The organism is Rhodanobacter sp. BL-MT-08 (assembly GCF_054161255.1).
Genome location: NZ_CP167872.1, coordinates 2,303,009 through 2,326,113, shown reverse-complemented (window position 1 = coordinate 2,326,113; position 23,105 = coordinate 2,303,009). Strand labels below are relative to the sequence as shown.

At 64.3% G+C, this 23,105-nt stretch carries 19 protein-coding genes; 9 read left to right on the top strand and 10 right to left on the bottom strand.

The features are described from left to right. Nucleotides 1-61: 61 nt before the first annotated feature. The 3 genes from ACDK93_RS10200 to ACDK93_RS10190 all read left to right on the top strand — a co-directional run bounded on the left by ACDK93_RS10200 (nucleotide 62) and on the right by ACDK93_RS10190 (nucleotide 4,494). Complete coding sequence (locus ACDK93_RS10200; RefSeq protein WP_458068393.1) at nucleotides 62-688, top strand: TetR/AcrR family transcriptional regulator; 627 nt, start codon at nucleotides 62-64, stop codon at nucleotides 686-688. A 106-nt stretch (nucleotides 689-794) separates the two neighbouring features. Further along, the gene (locus tag ACDK93_RS10195) at nucleotides 795-3,182 is read left to right on the top strand and encodes a 3-hydroxyacyl-CoA dehydrogenase/enoyl-CoA hydratase family protein (RefSeq protein ID WP_458068392.1); all 2,388 of its coding nucleotides are present in this window, start codon (nucleotides 795-797) and stop codon (nucleotides 3,180-3,182) included. Between the two features lie 103 nt (nucleotides 3,183-3,285). Then, nucleotides 3,286-4,494 carry an acetyl-CoA C-acyltransferase gene (locus tag ACDK93_RS10190; protein ID WP_458068391.1) on the top strand — a complete coding sequence of 403 codons (1,209 nt, stop codon included), beginning with the start codon at nucleotides 3,286-3,288 and terminating at the stop codon, nucleotides 4,492-4,494. Between the two features lie 95 nt (nucleotides 4,495-4,589). Here the strand turns inward: ACDK93_RS10190 and panE are convergent, their stop codons facing one another. The 5 genes from panE to ACDK93_RS10165 all read right to left on the bottom strand — a co-directional run bounded on the left by panE (nucleotide 4,590) and on the right by ACDK93_RS10165 (nucleotide 10,628). Next, nucleotides 4,590-5,519, bottom strand: a complete 930-nt coding sequence (gene panE, locus ACDK93_RS10185; RefSeq protein ID WP_458068390.1) for a 2-dehydropantoate 2-reductase — start codon at nucleotides 5,517-5,519, stop codon at nucleotides 4,590-4,592. Between the two features lie 18 nt (nucleotides 5,520-5,537). Next, nucleotides 5,538-6,206 (bottom strand): HAD-IA family hydrolase, encoded by a 669-nt coding sequence (locus ACDK93_RS10180; protein WP_458068388.1) that lies wholly within the window; start codon nucleotides 6,204-6,206, stop codon nucleotides 5,538-5,540. A 135-nt stretch (nucleotides 6,207-6,341) separates the two neighbouring features. Next, nucleotides 6,342-7,418 carry a lipocalin-like domain-containing protein gene (locus ACDK93_RS10175; protein WP_458068387.1) on the bottom strand — a complete coding sequence of 359 codons (1,077 nt, stop codon included), beginning with the start codon at nucleotides 7,416-7,418 and terminating at the stop codon, nucleotides 6,342-6,344. Nucleotides 7,419-7,432: 14 nt separating this feature from the next. Continuing rightward, nucleotides 7,433-9,973 (bottom strand): FtsX-like permease family protein, encoded by a 2,541-nt coding sequence (locus ACDK93_RS10170; protein WP_458068385.1) that lies wholly within the window; start codon nucleotides 9,971-9,973, stop codon nucleotides 7,433-7,435. Next, on the bottom strand, nucleotides 9,966-10,628 hold the full coding sequence (locus tag ACDK93_RS10165; protein WP_458068383.1) for an ABC transporter ATP-binding protein: 663 nt from the start codon (nucleotides 10,626-10,628) through the stop codon (nucleotides 9,966-9,968). Before ACDK93_RS10165 ends, ACDK93_RS10170 begins: the two co-directional genes overlap by 8 nt. A 366-nt stretch (nucleotides 10,629-10,994) precedes the next feature. Here ACDK93_RS10165 and ACDK93_RS10160 point away from each other — a divergent pair, with 366 nt between their 5' ends. After that, nucleotides 10,995-12,455 carry an MFS transporter gene (locus ACDK93_RS10160; protein ID WP_458068381.1) on the top strand — a complete coding sequence of 487 codons (1,461 nt, stop codon included), beginning with the start codon at nucleotides 10,995-10,997 and terminating at the stop codon, nucleotides 12,453-12,455. Nucleotides 12,456-12,557: 102 nt separating this feature from the next. Beyond that, nucleotides 12,558-13,433, top strand: coding sequence for a formate/nitrite transporter family protein (locus ACDK93_RS10155; RefSeq protein WP_458068379.1), 876 nt, complete (start codon nucleotides 12,558-12,560; stop codon nucleotides 13,431-13,433). A gap of 9 nt (nucleotides 13,434-13,442) precedes the next feature. Here ACDK93_RS10155 and ACDK93_RS10150 read toward each other — a convergent pair whose 3' ends face one another. Further along, nucleotides 13,443-14,702, bottom strand: coding sequence for an NAD(P)/FAD-dependent oxidoreductase (locus tag ACDK93_RS10150; RefSeq protein WP_458068377.1), 1,260 nt, complete (start codon nucleotides 14,700-14,702; stop codon nucleotides 13,443-13,445). A gap of 289 nt (nucleotides 14,703-14,991) precedes the next feature. On the opposite strand from ACDK93_RS10150, the gene ACDK93_RS10145 reads away from it, so the two are divergent. Beyond that, nucleotides 14,992-16,533, top strand: a complete 1,542-nt coding sequence (locus ACDK93_RS10145; protein ID WP_458072419.1) for an SDR family NAD(P)-dependent oxidoreductase — start codon at nucleotides 14,992-14,994, stop codon at nucleotides 16,531-16,533. Between the two features lie 30 nt (nucleotides 16,534-16,563). Here ACDK93_RS10145 and ACDK93_RS10140 read toward each other — a convergent pair whose 3' ends face one another. Together ACDK93_RS10140 and ACDK93_RS10135 are read right to left on the bottom strand one after the other, a co-directional pair. Continuing rightward, entirely contained in the window at nucleotides 16,564-17,322 is a 759-nt protein-coding gene (locus ACDK93_RS10140; RefSeq protein ID WP_458072418.1) for an ABC transporter ATP-binding protein, read from the bottom strand. Between the two features lie 146 nt (nucleotides 17,323-17,468). Next, a complete protein-coding gene (locus ACDK93_RS10135; protein WP_458068376.1) occupies nucleotides 17,469-17,792 on the bottom strand; it encodes a hypothetical protein in 324 nt (107 codons plus the stop codon). A 171-nt stretch (nucleotides 17,793-17,963) separates the two neighbouring features. Between ACDK93_RS10135 and ACDK93_RS10130 the strand changes: the two genes are divergently transcribed. From ACDK93_RS10130 to ACDK93_RS10120, 3 genes are all read left to right on the top strand, one after another. Continuing rightward, nucleotides 17,964-19,325 (top strand): PQQ-dependent sugar dehydrogenase, encoded by a 1,362-nt coding sequence (locus ACDK93_RS10130; RefSeq protein WP_458068375.1) that lies wholly within the window; start codon nucleotides 17,964-17,966, stop codon nucleotides 19,323-19,325. Between the two features lie 137 nt (nucleotides 19,326-19,462). Then, on the top strand, nucleotides 19,463-20,335 hold the full coding sequence (locus ACDK93_RS10125; protein ID WP_458068373.1) for an aldo/keto reductase: 873 nt from the start codon (nucleotides 19,463-19,465) through the stop codon (nucleotides 20,333-20,335). Nucleotides 20,336-20,408: 73 nt separating this feature from the next. After that, nucleotides 20,409-21,407: an NAD(P)H-quinone oxidoreductase gene (locus ACDK93_RS10120; protein ID WP_458072417.1), complete on the top strand. Its 999-nt coding sequence runs from the start codon at nucleotides 20,409-20,411 to the stop codon at nucleotides 21,405-21,407. A 46-nt stretch (nucleotides 21,408-21,453) separates the two neighbouring features. On the opposite strand, the gene ACDK93_RS10115 is transcribed toward ACDK93_RS10120, so the two are convergent. After that, a complete protein-coding gene (locus ACDK93_RS10115) occupies nucleotides 21,454-22,254 on the bottom strand; it encodes an enoyl-CoA hydratase-related protein (protein WP_458068372.1) in 801 nt (266 codons plus the stop codon). An 8-nt stretch (nucleotides 22,255-22,262) separates the two neighbouring features. Continuing rightward, the gene (locus ACDK93_RS10110; RefSeq protein ID WP_458068371.1) at nucleotides 22,263-23,066 is read right to left on the bottom strand and encodes a crotonase/enoyl-CoA hydratase family protein; all 804 of its coding nucleotides are present in this window, start codon (nucleotides 23,064-23,066) and stop codon (nucleotides 22,263-22,265) included. Between the last annotated feature and the right edge of the window lie 39 nt (nucleotides 23,067-23,105).

The window sequence follows — 23,105 nt, the reverse complement described above, 5'->3', positions numbered from 1 at the left end:
ACGATGGCAAACGGCTCCGCGTATCCTCAAACGATCGTTTGAACAGACCCGCTGTCGCAGGATGATTGTGCAAGTGAACACGACCGGCTCCACCAAGGAACGCATTCTGGGCGCGGCCGAGTCCCTTTTCGCGCAGCGCGGCTTCGATGGCGCCTCGCTGAGGCAGCTGACATCGGCCGCCGGCGTGAACCTGGCCGCGGTGAATTACCACTTCGGGTCGAAGGAAAAGCTGGTCGAACAGATCTTCCGGCGCCGGCTCGACGCCTTGAACAACAGCCGCCTGCAGGCGCTGTCGCTGGTCGAGGGAGCCGAAACGACCACGCTGGAAGACGTGCTGTCGGCCTTTATTCGACCTGCGCTGGACCTGTCGCACGACGAGTCGGGCTCGCTATTCATGCGCGTGCTGGCCCGCGCCTTCGCCGAGCACGACGACACCTTGCGGCGGTTTCTCTCCGACAACTACGGCCACGTGATGCGCCAGTTCACCGCGGAATTCGCCCGCCTGCTGCCGCAGCTGACCAAGCAGGAGCTGTATTGGCGCATCGATCTGGTCAGTGGCGCGCTGACCCACGCCATGTCGGGCTTCGGCATGATCCAGCGCAAAAGCGGGGTCAGCGAGATCGAACACCGCGAAGAGACCGCGCAGCACCTCATCCGTTTCGCCGTGGCCGGGCTCAGTCACCCCTAGACACTCAGCCGAGTCCGCCCTCACAGCGACGTCGTTTCGTACCACGGCCGGCAACGGCCGCACTTTCCCACCCCAAGCTTTGTGTTCGTTCTACTGGAGAAGCCTAATGACCGCTGCATCCGAGTCACATCCACCCCTGCGCATCCGGAAGGCCGCCGTGCTGGGCGCCGGCGTTATGGGCGCGCAGATCGCTGCGCACCTGACCAACGCCGGCGTCGAAACCGTGCTGTTCGACCTGCCCGCCAAGGAAGGCCCGAAGAGCGGCATCGCGCTGAAGGCGATCGCCAACCTGGCCAAGCTGTCGCCCGCCCCGCTGGCCGACAAGAACTTCGCGGCCGCCATCATCCCGGCCAACTACGACGAGCATCTGGATCATTTGAAGGATGTCGACCTGGTGATCGAAGCCATTGCCGAGCGGATGGACTGGAAGCTCGATCTGTACAAGAAGATTGCGCCGCACGTTTCCGCCACGGCGGTGCTCGCCAGCAACACCTCGGGCCTGTCGATCAACGGCCTGGCCGAAGCGCTGCCGGAACAGCTGCGCCATCGCTTTACCGGCGTGCACTTCTTCAACCCGCCGCGCTATATGCATCTGGTCGAGGTCATTCCGACCCGCCTGACCGACCCGGCCGTGGTCGATGGTCTCGAAGCCTTCCTGACCACCACCCTGGGCAAGGGCGTGGTCATCGCCAAGGACACCCCGAACTTCATCGGCAACCGCATCGGCGTGTTCTCCATGCTGGCCGCGATGCACCACACCGAGCAGTTCAAGCTGGGTTTCGACACGGTTGACGCGCTCACCGGTCCCGCGCTCGGTCGTCCGAAGAGCGCGACGTATCGCACCGCCGATGTCGTCGGCCTGGACACCATGGCCCATGTCATCAAGACCATGGCCGACACCCTGCCCGACGATCCGTGGCTGAAATACTTCAAGGCGCCCGCCGTGCTGCAGGGCCTGATCGACAAGGGCGCGCTGGGCTCGAAGACCGGCGCCGGCTTCTACAAGAAGGCTGGCAAGGACATCGTGGTGATCGATGTTGCCAAGCAGGATTACGTGCCGTCCGAGCAGAAGCCGTCGGACGAAGTCGCGGCCATTCTCGCGATCAAGGATCCGTCGGAAAAGTTCGGCAAGCTGCGTGCGTCCAGCGATCCGCAGGCGCAGTTCCTCTGGGCCAGCTTCCGCGACCTGTTTCATTACTCTGCTTTCCACCTGGCCGATATTGCCGACACCGCGCGTGACGTCGACTTCGCGATCCGCTGGGGCTACGGCTGGAAGCTCGGTCCGTTCGAAACCTGGCAGGCCGCCGGCTGGCAGCAGGTGGCCGAGTGGATCAACGAGGACATCAAGGCCGGCAAGGCGATGAGCGACGCGCCGCTGCCGGCGTGGGTCACGGATGGCCGTAAAGGCGTCCATTCGAAAGAAGGCTCGTGGTCGGCTGGCGACGGGACCTACAAGCCGCGCTCGCAGCATCCGGTCTACGCGCGTCAGCTGTTCCCCGATCCGATCCTCGGCGAGAAGTTCGACCAGGGCGTCACCGTGTGGGAGAACGACGGCGTGCGTCTGTGGACGCTGGGCGACGATCAGGTCGGCATCCTCTCGTTCAAGACCAAGATGAACACCGTCAACGACCATGTGCTCGACGGCGTGCAGCACGCGATCAAGCTGGCCGAGGAAAAGCTCAAGGCCGTGGTTATCTGGCAGACCGGCGAGCCGTTCTCTGCCGGCGCCGATCTCAAAGGCGCGCTCGGCCTGTTGAAGGAAGGCAAGTTCGACGAGTTCGACACCATGGTCGCCAACTTCCAGCGCACCAGCATGACCATCAAGGAGTCGCTGGTGCCGGTCGTTTCGGCCGTGCGTGGCATGGCCTTCGGCGGCGGCTGCGAATTTCAGATGCACTCGGCCCGCACCGTAGCCGCGCTGGAAAGCTATATCGGCCTGGTCGAGGCAGGCGTCGGCCTGCTTCCGGCCGGCGGCGGTCTGCATGAGCTGGCCGTGCGCGCGGCCAAGGCCAATCCGGACGACCCGTTCGAATCGCTGAAAAAGGTTTTTGAAACCATCGCCATGGCCAAGGTCTCGGCCAGCGCGTTCGAGGCCAAGCAGCTCGGCCTGCTGCGCGACAGCGACATCATCATCTTCAACGCCCACGAGTTGCTTTACGTGGCAAAGAAGGTGGCGCTGTCGCTGGCCGAAAGCGGCTACCGTCCGCCGATGCCGGCGCGCGCCATCCCGGTCGCCGGTGATACGGGCACTGCCACCTTCCAGGCCTCGCTGGCCAATCTGAAGGAAGGCTACTTCGCCTCGCCGCACGATATCGATATCGCCACGCGCATTGCAGACACCCTGTGCGGCGGCAAGATCGAGCGCGGCTCGCTGGTCGACGAAGAGTGGCTGCTGACGCTGGAGCGCAAGCACTTCGTCGAACTGGCCAAGACCGAAAAGACCCAGGCGCGCATCGCCCACACCATGACCACCGGCAAACCGCTGCGGAACTGACTCTCCGCCACAAAGGAAACCGTTGTCCCGGCGAACGCTGGGACAACGATCAAAAAATCAACGCACGTCGCCGCGAACCGCGCGACGCAACGGAGCAAAACTCATGAGCAAGCAAGTGCAAGACGCCTATATCGTCGCCGCCACCCGCACCCCGGTGGGCAAGGCGCCGCGCGGCGTATTCCGCAACACTCGTCCCGATGATCTGCTGGCGCACGTGATTCGCGCCGTCGTGGCGCAGACGCCGGGCATCGATCCGCACCGCATTGCCGACGCCATCATCGGCTGCGCCATGCCCGAAGCCGAGCAAGGCATGAACGTGGCGCGCATCGGCGTGCTGCTGGCCGGCCTGCCCAATACCGTGCCCGGCGTGACGGTCAATCGCTTCTGCGCCTCCGGCCTGCAGGCCGTGGCCCAGGCGGCCGATCGCATCCGCCTCGGCGAGGCCGACCTGATGATCGGCGGCGGTACCGAAAGCATGACCATGATTCCGATGATGGGCCACAAGATCGCGATGAACCCCGCCATCTTCGCCAACAGCGAGGATTACGCCATCGCCTTCGGCATGGGCATTACCGCCGAGAAGGTTGCCGAAAAGTGGAAAGTTACGCGCGAGCAGCAGGACGCGTTCGGCGTGGAAAGCCACCGCCGCGCGCTTGCCGCCCAGGCCGCCGGCGAATTCAAGGACGAGATCACGCCGTTCCAGCTGGACGACCACTATCCCGACCTGACCACCCGCGACATCAAAACCGACAGCCGCTTGATCGACGCGGATGAAGGCCCGCGTGCCGGCACGACGATGGAAGTGCTGAGCAAGCTGCGCACCGTCTTCCGCAATGCGCAGTACGGCGGCACGGTGACGGCCGGCACCTCCTCGCAGATGTCCGATGGCGCCGGCGCGGTGATGCTGGCCAGCGAACAGGCGGTCAAGGATTACAGCCTCAAGCCGCTGGCGCGCTTCGTCGGCTTTTCGGTCGCCGGCGTGCCGCCGGAAATCATGGGTATCGGCCCGAAGGAAGCCATTCCCAAGGTGCTCAAGCAGACCGGCCTCACTCTCGATCAGATGGACTGGATCGAACTCAACGAAGCCTTCGCCGCGCAGGCGCTGGCCGTCATCGGCGACATCGGCCTCGACCCGAGCAAGGTCAATCCGCTGGGCGGCGCCATCGCCCTGGGTCACCCGCTCGGCGCCACCGGCGCCATCCGCATTGCCACGCTGGTGCACGGCATGCGCCGGCGCAAGCAGAAGTACGGCATGGTCACCATGTGCATCGGCACCGGCATGGGCGCGGCGGGTATTTTCGAAGCGCTCTGACTGGTCATCGCAAGCTTCAAATCTCACAAGGCGCCGTAGAAATACGGCGCTTTTTTATCGACTGACGTGAGCGTCGATAGGCAACGCGCGAGCGCTCAGCTTTTGCGCTGCGCCGCATACGCCTGCAGATGACACCAGGCTACCCCGAGCAGCGGCGCCTCGATGCCAGCCGCGCGTGCGCGCGCCAGCATGTCGCCCACGATGTGCTCGCCTTCGATCGGCTGACCCGACTCCAGATCGCGCAGCATCGAGGCGGTGATGGTTGAGCCTTCCTGCGTCAGATTCCTGATCGCCAGCTCCTGCGCAGCGGGCGGTATCGGCGAGCCGCTGGCGGCCGCCACTGCGATGCATTCGCCGTAAAGCCGATGCATGAAATCGCGGCCATCGTCGGTGGCGACGATCACCCCAACGCTCGCGCGCATCAGGCAGGTGGCGGCGGCCAGCGCGGTGAGAAAGCTGTACTTGATCCAGATGTCCTGCGTGATCGTCGGCGAATGCTTGTGCTCCACGTTCGCCTGCGCAAACGCGTCGGCGATGGTGAGGCAGCGCTCGCTGTGCGGCTCACCGCTGCGCTCGCCGAAGGTCACCGAGGCGGGCTTACCGAGATGCAGCACCTCGCCGTTGGCAGGCTTGGTCACGCTGATAAAACACAGGCCGCCGAGCACGCGCGCCGCGCCGAAGCGTTGATCCAGCGTCTCGTAGTGACGCAATCCGTTGAGGATCGGCAGCAAGGTGGTGTGCTCGCCCATCGCCGGCGCAATCGCGTCGAGCGAACTCTCCAGGTCGTAGGCCTTGCAGCTGAGCAGAATCACATCGAACGGCGCCGCCGTCGGCAGCTGTTCGGCCGTCAGATGACGCACGGTCAGCTGCGCATCGCCCAGCGGACTGCGGATCACCAGACCATCGGCATCGAGCTGGGCGGCGCGCGCAGGCCGAACAAGAAACGTCACATCCACACCCGCCTGCGCCAGCCGGCCGCCGAAATAGCCGCCGGTACCGCCTGCCCCGAGAACCAGAATGCGCATAGAGAGTTTGTCCTCAGCTTAAGCCACGACGCGCAGGTGCACGCCGTCCGCATCGACGCCGACAAAACGAAGTGCCGACATGTCGGGAATCCACTCCACTCCCTCAGGAATCTCACCGGGGTGACCGGTCGCCAGCGCAATCACCCGCGCGCCCGCGGCCTGACCGGCGAGGATGCCGGCGACGGCATCCTCGAATACCAGGGTCTTTTCCGGCGCGCATCCCAGCCGTCGCGCGCCTTCCAGATAACCCGCCGGATGCGGCTTGCCCTCTTTCACGTCATCACCGCCGACCATCTTCGGCGGCGGCACGATGCCGGTAACCGCCAGCCGCGCGCGCGCCAGTTCCTGATCGGCCGAGGTCACGATGGTCCAGCGATCCTCGGGCAGGCTGGCCAGCAGTTCTAGCGCGCCCTTGATCGGCACGATGCCATCGGTGCTGCGCAGCTCGATGTCGTACATCGTGCGGATTTCCAGCTCCACGTCGTAACCGGCCGGCGTGAAATGACGCACCGAATCGGCCAGGCGCACGCCGTGCAGCTGCGGCAGCACCCAGTCAAACTCCACGCCGTGCGCGTCGCACCAGTCCTTCCACAAGGTCTCGACCATGACGCGAGAATCAATCAGCGTACCGTCCATATCAAACAACAAAGCCTGCGCAACCAGTTCCGTACCAACAGCCAAACGCATGGAGTTTCCTTGAAAGCGAAGCTGGCCGGGTCAGGCCAAGCGGATTGCAAGAATGATGTTTAGCGGCGCAAACCACCGTGAACGGCTGCCGACGCGTCTCGATAGCGAAGCGATACCCAAGATTCTACCGCGCGGCTAAATCTTCACCGCATTCGCATATCCGACCAGTTCGAGATAGCCCTTTCCACCGTCGGTCTTCACCGCACCTTCCCAGTACACCGGACCACCGGTCGCACGGGTGTCGAGTTCCTGATCGTCAAACAGCGGCGTGAGGATGAACTGTCTTGAGCCCGACGGCAGTTTGATCGTCAGCGTCTGCACCACCGGATAACGGATGCCGGTACGCGGCGACAGCCAGCTGCGCTGGGTGGAAAACTGCACGTCGTCGCGTCGAAGCACGACGGTAGCGCCGCTCGCATCGCGGAAGCTTCCGCCCGCCCAGACCGGCTGGCCGGCAGCGTCACGGACTTGAAACGCGGTCAGCGAGCTGCCGTCGTCCAGGTTCAATCCGGTCCAGTCCCAGCCGGCCGAACGCGCTGCCAGAAAACTGGACGACCACTCATGATCCAGCCACGCATCGCCGCTCACCTCGACCGTGCGGCCACCCTGACGAAGCGTACCGGCAACCGAAAGATGCGGCGCACTGTAGTAGTAGCTTGCCTCGCCGGCCGACGCGCCTTTGCTGCTGTATCCGCGGTCGCCCTGAATCAGCAACGCCTGCGTTGGCTGCAAATGCAGATTCAGGCCGAACGCCTCGGTGCCGGCCCTGGCGGTGTAGATACCGTCGGCACCGCGCACCAGGCTCCAGTCGTCGAGCACCACCGCCGTATCGCCCGTGGCAGCGTTTGCCAGGCCAAATCCCTGGCGGGCAATGCGCTGGTCCTGCATCAGCTTGCCCACCTTCGGGTCCGACAGGGCGACGTGCGCAAGGATGATTTGTTTGGGCGAAAACGCGCTGGGATTGTTCTGATCGACATCCGTTCGCGAGCGAAAGAACGTGATTTGAAAGCCTCTTGGACCGTCGGGCGTGTGCAGCCAGCCGGTGACGTACCACCACTCGGTCCGAAAGTCCGGATGGGCGCCGAAGTCGGCGGGAAACCTCAGCGAATGACCCGGCAACACATCGGCATAGACCGGACCGTCTGCGCGCGCCGGTGCCTGTGCGAAGCCGCACGAAACTAGCCAGATCACCAGCAGGATCCATCGCGTCATGCGCCGCCGGATCATCACCAGTCCTCCCGCACCGCAGTCACTGCCGCGGTCGACAGCGCACGTCGTCCGGCGAAAAGCGCCGTCCCGCCGGCGGCAATGATCAGCGCAACGATCACGATGGCAAAAAGCAGCCAGGGAATGCGTGTATCCATGGTCCAGTGAAACGACTGCGGATTGACCACGCGGATCAGGATCTGGCTCATCGCCAAACCGAGTCCAATGCCGGCTATCCCGCCGATCGCGCCAAGCAGCGCGCCCTCGGCGATCAGCATCGCCACAATCTGACGACGCAGCACGCCGATATGCCGCAGCATGCCGAACTCCTTGATACGGGCCAGCGTCTGCGCGGAAACGGTCGCGGCCACGCCGATAAGCCCGACCAGAATCGGAATCGCTTCGAGCAGATAAGTGATGGCGAAGCTGCGATCGAACGCGGCGATGCCCTTGCTGCGAATCTCCTGCGATCGGCTCACGCTCAGATGATCGGCCACCCCGGCGGGCAGGACTGCGCGCAGCCGGGTGATTACCGCATCTGCTGACGCACCTTTCTTCAAGGCGACCGAGGCGATGCTGCGACGGGCATCACCGGTCAGGCGCGTGTAGGTATCGCTATCGATCACGATGGAACCCTGCTGACGCCCGTAGTCGCGCCAGATGCCCGCCACGAAAACGCGCGGCGTCACCCCGGCGATCGGCAGCACCAGATGGTCACCCGGATGGATGCCGTAAATGCCCGCGGCAGGTTCCGAAACCCATACCGGAATATCGTTGGGCGGCACAGCGAGGCCGGGGCTCAGCAGCGGCAGACCGCCGGCGGGGCCGTCGACGGTACGCGCAATCAGCCATACATCAGGTTTGTCCGGCGCGAGCCGCAGCGGCGTCTCTTTCATAAAACCCATCCAGGCCACGCCCTCCACGTGCCGCATCTTGGTTTGCGTCACCGCATCGAATCCGCCGCCGACGCTGCTGTCGTCGAGGGTCAGGTACAGATCGGCCGGCAGCACCTGATACAGCCAGGCCTCCACGGAACCGCGAAAGCTCACCACCATGACGGCCATCGCAATCATCAGGCTGGTGGAAGCAACGATGCCGCTCAGCGCCAGCGCCGCCTGCGACGGCGCGCCCCACAGTCGCTGTATCGCCAAGGACAGCGATACATTGCTTAGCGGTCGTCGAAGGAAAACCCACAGCAGCGTTCTTGCCAGCCACGGCATCATGGCGATACCGCCGGCCAGCAGCAGCGCCATCGACGCATAGCCAAAGATCGGCAGCCCGTTCACCGCCGGCGCCAGGCTCCCCGCCGCGCCGAGCACCACAAACAGCAAGGCGAGCCGGATGCGTGGATGGACACGGGGGTCGATAGCATCGCCGAGATTTTTCAGCGCCAGCGCCGGCTGACTGCGCGCCGCATCACGCGCCGGCAGCAGACCACCCAACAGCGAAGCAGTCACGCCAAGCGCGCCGAAAGCCACCGCAGGGCCCGGCGCAAAACTCAGGCGCGGCACGCCGCCGCTGAAATAGCCGCCGCCGAGATCGCTCCCCAACAGGTGCAGCGCCGCCGCGGCCAGTCCGAGGCCCAGCAGCAGCCCGGCAAGCGCTCCCACGCCACCGACCACCAATGCCTCCAGAAAAATCTGCGCCACCAGGCTGCGGCGCTCCAGCCCCAGCACGCGGATCAGTGCGAACTGCGGGCGTCGGCGCGCCACCGAAAGCGATTGCGCCGAGTAAACGAGAAATCCGCCGGTCAGCAGCGCCATCAGCGCCAGCATGTCCAGGTTGACGCGATACGCGCGCGACAGGCTGTCGCTGCGCGTCTCCTCGTTATGCCGCGTCACAATCTCCGCTCCCACCGGCAGGCGCGCCGCCAGCGCCGAGGAAAGCTGCGCCCGATCCGCATTGGGCGCGAAGCGAAAGTCCAGCCGCTGCAGCTTGCCGAGCTGGCCGAAACGCCACTGCGCCGCGGCGATATCCATCACCCCGATGTCCTGCCCAGCCGGCACACCCGGCAGGTCGCCGATGATGCGAAAACTGGCGCTATGCCCCATCGACGTGATGTCGATCGACTGCCCCACGCGCCGGCCGCTGGCCTGCATGGCTGCCGCCGACAGAAAGATCGCGCTGTCGCTGAAAAAATCGCTCGGATCACGCCGGCCGTCGCTGCGGCGTCCCAGCAGGCGCGGTGTCACCACGGCCGCATTCAGAACGTCCAGGCCGAGGATCGTCAGCGCGACATGCCGCTGCGCCTGCGCATGCAGCTCGACCACCGGGCTGACCTTGGCGATGCCGGGCACGCGGGCCAGCTGCGGATACAGCGCCTCGGAAAACCCGGCCGCGCTGGTGGCATGCACCTGCAAATCCGCATCGCCGCTGACGGTCTGGATGGCGTGATCGAATTCGCTCAGCGCCGAACCGTTGATCAGATGCACGGCAAAACCCAGCGCGACACCCAGCGCTATCGCCAGCACCGCGATCACGGTTCGCGAGGGATAAGTCCGCCACTCGCTGAAGATCATCCAGCGCATCGCGACCAGCGGCAGCGAAGCGCGCTCACCCATGCTCGACCAGCCCATCACGTGTGAGGTGCAGCACACGGTCGGCCACTGCCGCCGAGGCCGGCGAGTGGGTGACCAGCACCACGGCGGCGCCAGCCTCGCGCACCTGATCGACAAACAGCGCCATGACTTTCGCCGCCGTTTCCGGATCCAGATTGCCGGTCGGCTCGTCGGCGAGAATCAGGCCCGGGCGATGGATCAAGGCGCGGGCGATCGCGACGCGCTGCAGCTCGCCGCCGGAAAGCTGTCGCGGATAGTCCGCGCCCCTCCCGCCCAGGCCGATCGCCTCGAGCATGCCGTTCGCTTTTGCCAGCGCCTCGTAAGCGTCGACTTTTTGCAGCACCAGCGGCAGCGCCACGTTGTGCGCCAGGTCCAGATGCGGCAGCACATGAAAGGCCTGAAAGACGAAACCGATCCGGTCGCGCCGAAGCCGGGTCAGTTCGTCGTCCTGCAGCGGCTCCAGCGCGGCGCCGTCGATTTCCACCGATCCGGCATCCGCGCGGTCCAGTCCGGCCAGCAGGTTGAGCAGGGACGATTTGCCGACGCCGGACTCGCCCGTAATGGCGACGAACTGTCCCTTGCCGACCGTCAGATTCAGGTCCTGGAAAAGAACCCGGCCGCCTGGCACGGCCTTGCGTAGCGATGTCACCGTCAGCATGGAATAGATAACTCAGCGTGGAAGGCAGTCGTCTGAAGCGGAAGGAATGCGCTGGCTCTGTTGCCGGCACACCAAGAAAGTTTTTCGACACGCCGTCAACGTAAGGATCGGCGAAGTCGTCTGATCTTCGGCATCTTACGTTACCGACCTGCGGCTCCTGTGCTTGCTGCGTTACTTCGCCCCAGGACCATACGCTCACGCGCGGCCAATCGTAGCCAAAGAAATGGACCGCGCTTGTCCTCGTCGGTCCACAGGCGAATAATTGAGGCGTTCCGACGCACGAAACGGGCGTCGCTTTCTTGAGTGCTCTTGCTGGCCTCCCCCGGCTCGCCGTGCCGAACGGACTACTCACTCAAAGGATTTCCAGTGGCGAGCTCCTCCATTGAGGAAACCGTGGCGCCGGCTCCCCCGGCACCGGTGTTTCCCGATTACCGCGTCACCTCGCTGATTGTCGCCTGCGCCATTTTCATGGAGCAGATGGACGCCACCGTGCTGGCGACCGCGTTGCCCGCGATGGCTCGCGATTTTGTCGTGACCGCACCGGCGATGAGCATCGCGATTACCTCGTACCTGCTGATGCTGGCGATCTTCATTCCGGCCAGCGGCGCGATGGCCGATCGTTTTGGCGCGCGGCGCGTTTTCAGCGTGGCGATCGGCGTGTTCGTCGCCGGTTCAATTGTCTGCTCATTGACGACCAGCCTGCCCGCCATGGTTGCCGCGCGGCTGCTTCAGGGCGCCGGGGGCGCGATGATGGCACCGATCGGGCGGCTCATCCTGCTGCGCACGGTGGAGCGGCGCAATCTCGTCTCGGCCATGTCGTGGACGCTGGTGCCCGCGTTTCTCGGGCCGCTGATCGGGCCGCCGCTGGGGGGATTCATCGTCAGCTACCTCAGCTGGCGCTGGATCTTCTATATCAACGTGCCGATCGGCCTGCTCGGCTTCTGGCTGGTACGCCGGTTTGTGCCGGAGATTCCCAGCGAATCAATGCCGACGCGCTTTGATTTTCTCGGTTTTGCGCTGTGCGGTGTGGGCCTGGGCTGCCTGCTGTTCGGCTTCGAAACCATCGGACAGAACGCCGACCTGATGCGCGCCCTCCTCCTGCTCGCCATCGGCACCGCCGCCTGCGCCGCGTATGTCTGGCATGCGAAGCGGCGACCCGATCCGCTGATGGATCTGTCGCTGCTGAAGATCGACTCATTCCGCCTGTCGGTGATCTCCGGTTCGCTGATGCGCGTGACGCAGGGCGCGCAGCCGTTTCTGCTGCCGCTGCTTTTCCAGATCGGCTTTGGCCTGTCGGCCGTGCACAGCGGCAAGCTGATTCTGGCCACCTCGCTGGGAGCGCTGGTCATGCGCGCCGTGACGCCGCGCCTTCTGCGAATGACCGGCTTTCGCCGCGGCATGATGGTCAACGGCATGCTTTCCAGCCTGGGCTACGCGGTCTGCGCGTTTTTCCGCCCCGGCTGGCCGGACTGGCTGATGTTCAGCCTGCTGTTCTGCTGCGGCGCCTTCATGTCGTTTCAGTTTGCCGCCTACAACACCGTCGCCTACGAGGCGGTACCCAACGCGCGCACCAGCGCGGCCAGCAGCCTGTACACCACGCTGCAGCAGCTGATGCTTTCCGTAGGCGTGTGCAGCGGCGCGCTGATTCTCAAGCTGACCATGGCCGCGGGTGATCACACCGAGCCGCGTCTGATGGATTTTTCCATCGCCTTCATCGTGGTGACGCTGATCTCGCTCAGCTCGATGCGCTGGCACTCAGGCTTTGCGCACGACGCCGGCGATGAGCTCAGCGGTTATCGGCCAAAACAGCGGCCGGCGCCTGGATAAAGCTTCCACGATTTCCCGCGCATCGACGCCGCCGATACAAAGCTCCGTACACTATCGACACCCTTTTGGCTCCATGGATGACGCCACCCACGGAGCGTGCGCATGAACGACAAGCTGCCCCAGCGACAACACGATGGCGAATCCGATAGCGACGACATGGGTCTCCACGACGGCTTTGCGCTATCGGGCAATGAACAGGGTGACGTCGAGGAAAAGCGCCCACCGCGCGCGGCGGTGCTGCATGAAATCATCCGTCGCGAGGGCGAGCACGAGCTCAAGCGCGGCGTCGCGGCGCTGGGCTGGTCATCACTCGCGGCCGGCATGTCGATGGGCTTTTCGCTGCTGGCGCGCGGCCTGCTGCATGCGCATCTGGGCGATTTTCCCGGCCGGTTTCTGGTCGAAAATTTCGGCTACTGCTTTGGCTATCTGGTGGTGATTCTGGCCCGGCAGCAGCTGTTTACCGAAAACACCATGACCGCGGTGCTGCCGCTGATGACCGAGCCCAGCCTGCGCAAGCTCGGCTCACTGCTGCGCATGTGGGGCATTGTGCTGGTCGGCAACCTCATCGGCGCGGCGCTGTTTGCGTACGGCATCCTGCATCTGCAGCAGTTCGACGGCGATACCCAAGCCGCTTTCACGGACATCGGCAAGGAGCTGATGAAGAACTCGCCGCTGCAGATGTTCACCAAGGGCATTCTCGCCGGCTGGCTGATCGCCACCCTGGTGTGGCTGCTGCCCTCGGCCGAGAAGGCCAAGATCGCCATCATCGTGATCGTGACCTATCTCATTGCCATCGGCGGCTTCACGCACATCATCGTCGGTACGATCGAATCGCTGTATCTAGTGTTTGCCGGCGACGTTCCTTTTGCCGACTACGCGCTGCGCTTTGCGCTACCCACGCTGGCCGGCAATATCGTCGGCGGCAGCTTTATCTTTGCGCTGATCAGCCATGCGCAGGTGCGCAGCGGCGGCGACTAGCCAAGCACGCTACTTTCGCGATTCGCCGCCGACGATGATCCGTGCGTTGCGCTGCCAGGTGAGATACGACCAGGCCCAGCCGGTGGTGATGAGCATGCGATTGCCGAAGCCGATCAGAAAGAAAATGTGCACGACAAGCCACAGCCACCACGCAACGGGACCGGACAGATGGAGGCCGCGCAGATCGGCCACCGCCTTGCCGCGACCGATGGTGGCGAAGCTGCCGTAATCCTTGTAGCAAAACGCACGCGTTGGTCGGCTCGCCATGCGCTCGCGGATCATCTTCGCCGCGTGTGCGCCCATCTGCTTGGCGGCCGGCGACAGCGCCGGCACCGGCTTGCCGCGATCCACGAGATGCGCCAGATCGCCGATGACGAACACCTCCGGGTGCTGCGGCAGCGACAGGTCGGGCGATACCTGCACGCGACCGGCGCGGTCGCACGGCGTATCCAGCTGACGGCCCAGCGATGACGCGGCAACGCCGGCTGCCCACACCAGGGTACGCGCATCAATGCGCTGCTCGCCGATCTGCACATGGTCGTCGCCGACGCCGGTGACAGCCGAATTCAGATGCACGCGCACCTGCATTTTCTCCAACTGCTGCTGCGCTTTCGCGGACAGACCCTGCGGCATCGATCCCAACACGCGCGGACCCGCCTCGACCAGATGAATTTGCGCCTGATGCGGGTCGGCCACGCGAAACTCGTTGACCAGGGTGTGATGCGCAATCTCCGCCAGCGTCCCGGCCAGCTCCACGCCGGTCGGACCGGCGCCAATCACCACGAAGCTGAGCCAGCTGGCGCGCCTTGACGGATCCGGCTCGCGTTCGGCCGCCTCGAAGGCGTTGAGAATATGCCGGCGAATCGCCAGCGCATCGTTCATCGTCTTCATACCCGGTGCGTCGGTGGCCCAGTCGTCGTGGCCGAAATAGGCGTGGCTGGAGCCGGTAGCGACGATCAGATAGTCGTACTCCAGCGCGTCATCACCCATCGACACGCGCTTGTCCGCAACGTCGATCGAGGTGACCGTTTCCATGCGTACGGTGACGTTGGCCTGCTTGCGCAGGATATGCCGCAGCGGCGCCGCGATATCCGGTCCGGAAAGTCCCGCCGTCGCTACCTCGTACAGCAGCGGCTGAAACAAGTGATGATTGGTGCGGTCGATTAACGTGATGCGCACGGGCGCCCGGCGCAGCGCACGCGCAGCGCTCAGCCCTCCGAAGCCGCCGCCGATAATGATCACGTGGGGCAATGCTGTCGCGCTGCTCATGACTACCTCGCGTTGATGAAGCTCTGCGTAAAGGTACGCGAGCCGGCATTCGTATCTTCACGCACCGTTTTAACAGAGCTGAAGTATGCGGCTCGTTGACCGATGCCGCTGCGGCTACGCGCATGGATACGAGATGGGGCACGAGCGCTAGCCGGCGAATGCAGGCAAAATAGCGGGTTTACGCGGCCACTCAGCGAGGAATGCGCTGTTGCCCAGCATGACTTGTCACCTTACGACCGCGGAAAATATCTTGACCAGCATCCCGCCAAACCCACCCGCTTCCGACGACATGGACTCGGCCCTGCTCGAACGACTGCGCGAAGCGACGGCTCTGCTCGAATCGCTGGCTGCCGATCCGCTGCTGCTGGCCGCCCTGCCGGCGCAGGAGCGCGGGCGACTGCAGCAGGCGGTAGCCAACGTATATCACCCCGATCCAGCGGTGCGGCGGGTCAAGCTCAAGGCCCGGCAGAAAGCGCATTACGCGTCCAAGATCCGCGCCGACGATGAAGTGCTCAACCAGACCGGCATTCGCGCGCTGCGCCGCAAGCCGGTGTTCAGCGCGCCCAGCGCGTTTGCGCCTGAAGGCTTCGAGGCGCATGACGTGCCGCCCGATGCGGATGCCGCGCAGCCGCGCGAGGCCATCGAACCGCAGCACTGCTACGTCTGCAAGAAAAAGTATTCGACCATTCATTTCTTCTACGACCAGCTGTGCCCGGAATGCGCCGCGTTCAACTACGCCAAGCGCACCGAGTCGGCAGATCTGCGCGGACGCGTGGCGCTGCTGACCGGCGGCCGGGTCAAGATCGGCTATCAGGCCGGGTTGAAGCTGCTGCGCGCCGGCGCCGAGCTGATCGTCACCACACGCTTTCCGCGCGACTCCGCCGCGCGCTATGCCGAAGAGCCCGACTTCGCGCAGTGGAGCGACCGGCTGCAGATTTATGGCCTCGACCTGCGCCATACGCCCAGCGTCGAGGCGTTCTGTCACGAGCTGCTGACGACGCGGCCGCGCCTCGACTTCATCATCAACAACGCCTGCCAGACGGTACGGCGTCCGCCCGATTTCTACGCCCACATGATGGACGGCGAAACGGCCGGTTTGCACGATCTGCCCGCGCACGTGCGCCAGCTGGTCGGCCATTACGAAGGGCTGCGTGGGGCGCATTTGTTGCCTGAGGCCAACGCTGGCGACATCGCTGCGACAGGCAGCGCGTCGAAGATTGCCGGCCTCACCCGCGCAGCCGAACTCTCGCAGCTGCCGCTGCTGCCGGAAGAACTGCTGGCACAGCAGCACCTGTTCCCCGAGGGCAGGCTCGATCAGGACCTGCAGCAGATCGATCTGCGCGAACGCAATTCCTGGCGACTGCTGATGGCGGAAGTGCCGTCGGTAGAATTGCTTGAGGTGCAGCTGGTCAACGCGATCGCGCCCTTTATCATCAACGCACGGCTGAAGCCGCTGATGCTGCGCACGCCGGAGCGGGACAAGCACATCGTCAACGTCTCCGCGATGGAGGGCCAGTTCTACCGCAGCTTCAAGACCACACGCCACCCGCACACCAATATGGCCAAGGCCGCGCTCAACATGATGACGCGCACCTCCGCCGCCGACTATCACAACGACGGCATCCACATGAACAGCGTGGATACCGGCTGGGTGACCGACGAAGACCCTGCTGGGCTGGCGGCGAAGAAAGTCATCGAGGAACGCTTTCATCCGCCGCTGGACATCATCGACGGCGCAGCGCGCATCGTCGATCCGATTATCCACGGCATACGCACCGGCGAACACGTGTGGGGACAATTTCTAAAGGACTATAAGCCGACGGATTGGTAAGCCCGCATAGCGTCCGATACGGACCTCGACTCAGTCCAGCGCAGCGGCGTAGTAATCGCCGTGCCGCGTCACCCGCACCGGCATGCCGAACGTATCGGACAGCGCCCTATCAGTCAGTGTCTCAGCCTTCGAACCCTCTCGAAAAACCCACCCGTCGCGCAGCAGCACGACATGGTCGATTTCCGGCAGAATTTCCTCGACGTGATGCGTGACCAGCAGCAACGTCGTACCGGCGCGCGCCAGCTCGCGCAGGCTTTCAAGAAAGCGTCGGCGGCTGGCCATATCCAGCCCAGCGCACGGCTCGTCCAGCAGCAGCGCACGCGGTTGATGGACGAGCGCGCGGGCAATCAGCACGCGTCGAGCCTCGCCTGTAGACAGGCTGGCCATGTAGCGGCCGGCCAGATCCGCGGCGCCGGCTTTTGACAGCGCCTCTGCCGCGCGGTTGCGCATGTCGTCGGTTACCTGATGATGAAAGCTGACGCCGCGCGCCGCAAAGAAACCAGACACAACCGCATCGAACACCTCCACCGGCGTGTCGCTGGTGTAATCCAGCTGCACCGCCGGCGAAACGATGCCGAGCAGGCTGCGCAGCTCGGCCACATTCCAGCGGTCGCGGCCGAAGATACGCACCGTGCCGCTGCCATCGCGCTGCGCCAGCGGATAGAGCTGGCGTGCAATCAGCTTCACCAGGGTGGACTTGCCCGAGCCGTTGGGGCCGAGTATCGCGGTGTGCTGTCCGTCGGCAATGCTCAGGCTGAGACGGTCGAGCACGAGGCGATCACCCTGCATCACGCTGGCGCAATCGATCGCCAGCAGGTTGTCGTTACCGTTCAAAGATGGATCCGTTGTTCACGCGTAGTGGCGATCAACCATGCCCGCAAAGATCACTCGCGACAATACTTTGTGGGTCAATTCATCGACGGTCGCGGACTAGCCTATTCGCCGACGGGAGCGTCCGATCGGTTGATCTGCTCCTGGCGCGCCGCGTTCACCGTGGTCTGCAGGAAAGCGATAGCTCTATCCATCGCATCGATCTGCAGATCGACCACCGAGCGGTCGCCCGCCGGCACCAGAATCGACAGCTGAATTTCCTCCGGCTGGGACGACTTCTTCTCCTCTCCGTCGCCCTGCTGATTGGCGGAGTCGTCGCCGCCCTCCTCTTGCTCTACTGCGCCGGTGTAGCGCGCATCGACGCGCCAGTGATTAGACTCACCGCGGAGACGAAGTTCGGTAAGAAACAGTTTTTTCTGATCAGCCATGAGTTGCTCCAACGCGGTCGATAAAAACGAGAATCCGGCGGCGCCAGTGGCGCTAGCCGTTCAGCATTTCTCCACGTCGCACGTGATGCGTGCGTCCATGACGCGCTAAGTTTTCACACAGCGTTCCCCGGTAAAGGTATGCACTAGCGGCTTACACACCGGAGTAAGGTCATGCGTGTTTTCTTTCGAACCGCCGTCTCGTCGGCCATCGTCCTCTCGATGACGCTTGCGCTGGTCGGCTGCGGCGATACCGCCACACTGCCGGTGCGCGAGGGTACGGGCGCCCACCCCGAACTGCCTGCACCGAACAAGACTTTGTTTCCCACGATGAAAACGGCCAAAGCGGTGGGCTGGCCGGCCGGCGGGACGCCCGTCGTTGCGCCGGGTCTTGCAGTGAACGCGTTCGCCAAGGGCCTGGATCATCCGCGCTGGCTTTACACCTTGCCCAACGGCGATGTGCTGGTTGCCGAAACCAACGCACCGCCGAAGCCCGACGACACCCGCGGCATCAGGGGCTGGATCACCAAGAAGGTGATGGCTGGCGCGGGCGCAGGCGTACCCAGCGCCAACCGCATTACTTTGCTGCGCGACACGCACGACAGCGGCATTGCCGATACGCAGACGGTGTTTCTGAAAAACCTCAGCTCGCCGTTCGGCATGGCGCTGGTTGGCCACACGCTGTACGTCGCGGACAGCGATGCCTTGCTGAGCTTTCCCTACGTGCCGGGCGAAACGGCCATTACGGCCGCGCCGACCAAGGTCATGGACCTGCCCGCCGGCACGATCAATCATCACTGGACCAAGAATGTCATCGCCAGTCCCGACGGGACCAAGCTGTATATCACCGTCGGTTCCAACAGCAACGCGGGCGAGAACGGTCTGGCGGTGGAACACGATCGCGCACGCATTCTCGAATTCGATATCGCCAGCGGCACCTCGCGCGTTTTTGCGACGGGCCTGCGCAACCCAAACGGCATGGCTTGGCAACCGCAAAGCGGCGCGCTGTGGACCGCCGTCAACGAACGTGATGAGATCGGCAGCGATCTGGTCCCCGATTACATGACCGCGGTGAAGGACGGCGGTTTCTACGGCTGGCCCTTCAGCTATTACGGCCAGCACGTGGACAAGCGTGCGCAGCCGCAGAATCCCGCTCTGGTCGCCAAAGCCATCAACCCCGACTACGCGCTGGGCCCGCATACGGCGTCGCTGGGTCTCACCTTCTACACCGCGCACCTGTTGCCCACGCATTACGACAACGGCGCCTTCATCGGCCAGCACGGCTCGTGGAACCGCAATCCGCGCAGCGGCTACAAGGTTGTTTTTGTGCCGTTTCAGAACGGCCAGCCGTCCGGGCCGCCCGAAGACGTGCTGAGCGGCTTCCTCAATGCCAAGGGTGAAGCGCAGGGCCGACCGGTTGGTGTGATCACCGATGGCAAGGGCGCGTTGCTGGTTGCCGATGACGTGGGCAATATCGTGTGGCGCGTGACGCCGGTTGCTGGCAAAACGGCGGCAGCCGCTCCCACGTCTCCGTGACGTCGCCCCGGACAGTCGCCGGCACTGGCGTCGCCAGGGCGGTTGTCGAACGTCGATGCGCCCACAGATAGTCAGTCATACCTGCGCCCTATTCAGGCCGCTAACTCCCGCTTTATTTCCTATATGAGGGCTTTCCCATGTCGACCATCAACGCATCGCAGTCGGGCTCATTCAAGATCGGTGGCGAGCTTGAGGTTCATCGCCTCGGCTACGGCGCCATGCGCATCACCGGCAAGGGCGTGTGGGGCGATCCGGCCGATCGCGCCGAATGCCTGCGTACGCTCAAACGCCTGCCCGAGCTCGGCGTCAACTTCATCGATACCGCCGATTCGTACGGGCCCGATGTCTCCGAACCGCTGATTCGCGAAGCGCTGCATCCGTACATGGGTCTGGTCATTGCGACCAAGGGTGGCCTCACGCGCACGGGTCCGGACAAGTGGATACCGGTCGGCCGCCCGGAATACCTGATCCAGCAGGCACACAAGAGCCTGCGGAATCTCGGCGTGGAGCGCATCGACCTGTGGCAGCTGCATCGCGTCGACCCCAAGGTACCGCGCGACGAGCAGTTTTCCGCGATCAAATCGCTGATCGACGACGGCATCATTGCGCACGCCGGACTGAGCGAGGTGTCGATCGACGACATCGAAGCGGCGGGCAAACACTTCGAAGTTGCCACCGTCCAGAACAAGTACAACCTGGTCGACCGCGCCAGCGAAAAGGTGCTGGACTACTGTGCCAAGCACAACATCGGCTTTATCCCGTGGTTTCCGCTGGCCGCAGGTGATCTGGCCAAACCCGGCTCCGTACTCGACGCCATCGCCAAGAAACACAACGCCGCGCCCAGCCAGATCGCGCTGGCCTGGGTGCTGCAGCGCAGCCCGGTGATGCTGCCGATCCCCGGCACGTCGAAGGTGTCGCATCTGGAAGAAAACGTGGCAGCGGTCGGCATCAAGCTGTCGGACGAGGAGTTCAAGTCGCTCGACGAGGCCGGTAAAAAAGCTTCGGCCTGAGTTTGCCTTTCAGCGGCGTACGCATGTAGTCGCCGCTACTTTCATTCGTTGTCAGAGGAACAACATGTCCACCATGCAAGTCATCGACATCACGCATCCGGGTGAGCCGGACGTTCTCACCCTGGGATCGCGCGACGTGCCCAGGCCCGGCAAGGGGGAGGTGCTGATCAAGGTCGCCGCGTCGGGCGTCAATCGGCCCGACGTATTTCAGCGCCAGGGCCATTACCCGCCGCCGCCGGGCGTCTCCGACATTCCCGGCATGGAAATGGCGGGCGAACTGGTCGAGGGTGACCTGGACGGCGACAATCCCTTCGGCCTGAAGCGTGGCGACGCGGTGTGCGCGCTGATCGGCGGCGGTGGTTATGCCGAGTATGCGGTGGCGCCGCTACTGCAATGCCTGCCCGTGCCGAAAGGTTTCTCGATGGTCGAAGCGGCGGCGCTGCCGGAGAATTTCTTCACCGTCTGGAGCAACGTCTTCGATCGCGGCAAGCTCGGCCAGGGCAGCCGCGGCAAGGATGAATCACTGCTGGTACAAGGCGGCTCCAGCGGCATCGGCGTCACGGCGATCCAGCTCGCGCACGCCTTCGGTTATCGCGTCTTCGCTACCGCCGGCAGCGCCGACAAATGCGCGGCCTGCGAAAAGCTGGGCGCCGTCGCGATCAACTACCGCGAGCAGGATTTCGTTGAAGAAGTGAAACGTCATACCGACGATGCGGGCGTCGACGTGATTCTCGATATGGTCGCCGGCGATTATCTGCCGCGAGAGATCGAGCTGCTGGCCGAAGACGGCCGACTGGTGGTCATCGCCACGCTGGGTGGCGCCAAGGCCACCATCGACGCCGGCGTAATCATGCGCCGCCGCCTCACCATTACCGGTTCCACGCTGCGCGTGCGCTCCGTCGCGTTCAAGGCGGCCATCGCCAAAGCCCTGCACGAGCATGTCTGGCCGCTGCTGGGATCGCGCAAAGTACAACCCATCATCCACGAGGTCTTTCCCGCCGCCGATGCCGCCAAGGCGCATCAGCTGATGGAGAGCAGTTCGCATATCGGCAAGATCATGCTGACGTGGTGAGGTTCGCTTAGGCCACGCCGACACGCTTTCGAATGCGCGCTGTCGATTACGACCGGGGCGTGCTGGCAAACTGAGCCGGCCGCTTTTCCAGCCGCGCTCGAATGCCCTCGGTCTTGTCCGGTGAGTCGAACAGCAGCTGGAAGGACTTGCGCTCCATCTGCAGGCCCTGATCAAGCGTGGTGCTCATACTGTTGAGCACGGCCTCCTTGATGAAGCGCACGGCCATCACCGGCAACGCGGCAATGGTGGTCGCCAGCGCCAGCGCGCGCGGTTCGACCTTATCGTCGTCGACCTGCTCGCTTATCAGTCCGATCGCCAGCGCCTCTTGCGCACTGATGGCCTCGCCGGTCAGCAGCAGCTTCATCGCGCAGAATTTGCCAACAGCGCGCGTCAGACGCTGCGTGGCGCCACCGCCGGGCATCAGCCCGATCAGCACTTCGGGTTGTCCGAAGCGCGCGGACGCGCCGGCAATGATCAGATCGGCGTGCATGGCCAGCTCGCAGCCGCCGCCAAGAGCATGGCCGCACACGGCAGCTATAACCGGCTTGCGGCACTGTGCAATCGCGCCCCACAGCCGGTCCATATCGCGCGAAACGATTTCCATGGGCGCCGCGTCGACGTATTCCTTCAGGTCGGCTCCGGCGCAGAACGCGCGCTCGCTGCCGCCGAGGATGATGGCGCGCACGCTGTCGTCCTGGTCCAGCCGCATGAACGTCTCGGCCAGCAGGCGGCGAAGCGAGAGATTGAGCGCATTGAGCACCTGTGGACGATTCAGGCAAAGATGCACCACGCCCGGTGCGGGCCGATGCTCCAGCAGCATCGGCGATGGAACGTTTTCCTCGGTCATGTCGCTTCCTATTCGCCGGTGAACTGCGGCGCACGCTTGTCGAAGAAAGCGTTCACCGCTTCGGCGTGATCGCGCGTCTGATGCGCCAGACCCTGAAACCGGCCGGCCCCATCGAGCGCCTCATCCACCGTCGCATGCTGCGCCTGCTGCAGCAGCTGCTTGGCCCAGCGCAGAACCTGCGGCGGATTGGCCGCCACGCGAGCCGCCAGTTTCATCGCTTCATCGATAAGCGCCTCGGGTTCGACCACGCGCGACACCAGGCCGATGCGCAGCGCCTCGTCGGCCTCGACCGCATCGCCGGTGAACAGCATCTCGGCCGCGCGCGCCATGCCCACCGCGCGCGGCAGAAACCAGCAGCCACCGTCGCCGGGCACGATGCCGACCTTGACGAAGCTTTCGGCGAAGCGCGCGCGCGTCGACGCGATGCGCATGTCGCACATGCACGCCAGATCGTTACCGGCGCCGATCGCCGGACCGTTCACCGCCGCGATGATCGGCACATGCAGCGCCTGGAATGCGCGGGGAATGCGCTGAATGCCGCGACGGTAATTTTGCACGATGGCGTCGGGATCGCCGGCAAACATGCCGGTACGGTCGCGCATCTCGGCGATATTGCCGCCTGAGCAGAACGCGCTGCCCGCGCCGGTCAGCACCACCACGCGCACTTCCATATCGGCGTTGATGGCGGCGAACAGATCTTCGAAGGCGGCAAACATTGCCTCGCCGCTGAGCGCATTGCGCGTGTCGGGCTGATTGAGCGTCAGCAGCGCGATGTGCCCGCGCTTTTCAAAAAGTATCGGTGCATCGGTCATGGCGTGGGTTTCCGTTTTCTATCGATAGTCGAAATGGTC

Bases quoted from the DNA above. Each gene is read 5' to 3' on its own strand.
- ACDK93_RS10200 (WP_458068393.1), top strand. From the start codon at position 62: ATGATTGTGCAAGTGAACACGACCGGCTCCACCAAGGAACGCATTCTG.
- ACDK93_RS10195 (WP_458068392.1), top strand. From the start codon at position 795: ATGACCGCTGCATCCGAGTCACATCCACCCCTGCGCATCCGGAAGGCC.
- ACDK93_RS10190 (WP_458068391.1), top strand. From the start codon at position 3,286: ATGAGCAAGCAAGTGCAAGACGCCTATATCGTCGCCGCCACCCGCACC.
- panE (WP_458068390.1), bottom strand. From the start codon at position 5,519: ATGCGCATTCTGGTTCTCGGGGCAGGCGGTACCGGCGGCTATTTCGGC.
- ACDK93_RS10180 (WP_458068388.1), bottom strand. From the start codon at position 6,206: ATGCGTTTGGCTGTTGGTACGGAACTGGTTGCGCAGGCTTTGTTGTTT.
- ACDK93_RS10175 (WP_458068387.1), bottom strand. From the start codon at position 7,418: ATGACGCGATGGATCCTGCTGGTGATCTGGCTAGTTTCGTGCGGCTTC.
- ACDK93_RS10170 (WP_458068385.1), bottom strand. From the start codon at position 9,973: ATGGGTGAGCGCGCTTCGCTGCCGCTGGTCGCGATGCGCTGGATGATC.
- ACDK93_RS10165 (WP_458068383.1), bottom strand. From the start codon at position 10,628: ATGCTGACGGTGACATCGCTACGCAAGGCCGTGCCAGGCGGCCGGGTT.
- ACDK93_RS10155 (WP_458068379.1), top strand. From the start codon at position 12,558: ATGAACGACAAGCTGCCCCAGCGACAACACGATGGCGAATCCGATAGC.
- ACDK93_RS10150 (WP_458068377.1), bottom strand. From the start codon at position 14,702: ATGAGCAGCGCGACAGCATTGCCCCACGTGATCATTATCGGCGGCGGC.
- ACDK93_RS10145 (WP_458072419.1), top strand. From the start codon at position 14,992: ATGGACTCGGCCCTGCTCGAACGACTGCGCGAAGCGACGGCTCTGCTC.
- ACDK93_RS10140 (WP_458072418.1), bottom strand. From the start codon at position 17,322: ATGCAGGGTGATCGCCTCGTGCTCGACCGTCTCAGCCTGAGCATTGCC.
- ACDK93_RS10135 (WP_458068376.1), bottom strand. From the start codon at position 17,792: ATGGCTGATCAGAAAAAACTGTTTCTTACCGAACTTCGTCTCCGCGGT.
- ACDK93_RS10130 (WP_458068375.1), top strand. From the start codon at position 17,964: ATGCGTGTTTTCTTTCGAACCGCCGTCTCGTCGGCCATCGTCCTCTCG.
- ACDK93_RS10125 (WP_458068373.1), top strand. From the start codon at position 19,463: ATGTCGACCATCAACGCATCGCAGTCGGGCTCATTCAAGATCGGTGGC.
- ACDK93_RS10120 (WP_458072417.1), top strand. From the start codon at position 20,409: ATGCAAGTCATCGACATCACGCATCCGGGTGAGCCGGACGTTCTCACC.
- ACDK93_RS10115 (WP_458068372.1), bottom strand. From the start codon at position 22,254: ATGACCGAGGAAAACGTTCCATCGCCGATGCTGCTGGAGCATCGGCCC.
- ACDK93_RS10110 (WP_458068371.1), bottom strand. From the start codon at position 23,066: ATGACCGATGCACCGATACTTTTTGAAAAGCGCGGGCACATCGCGCTG.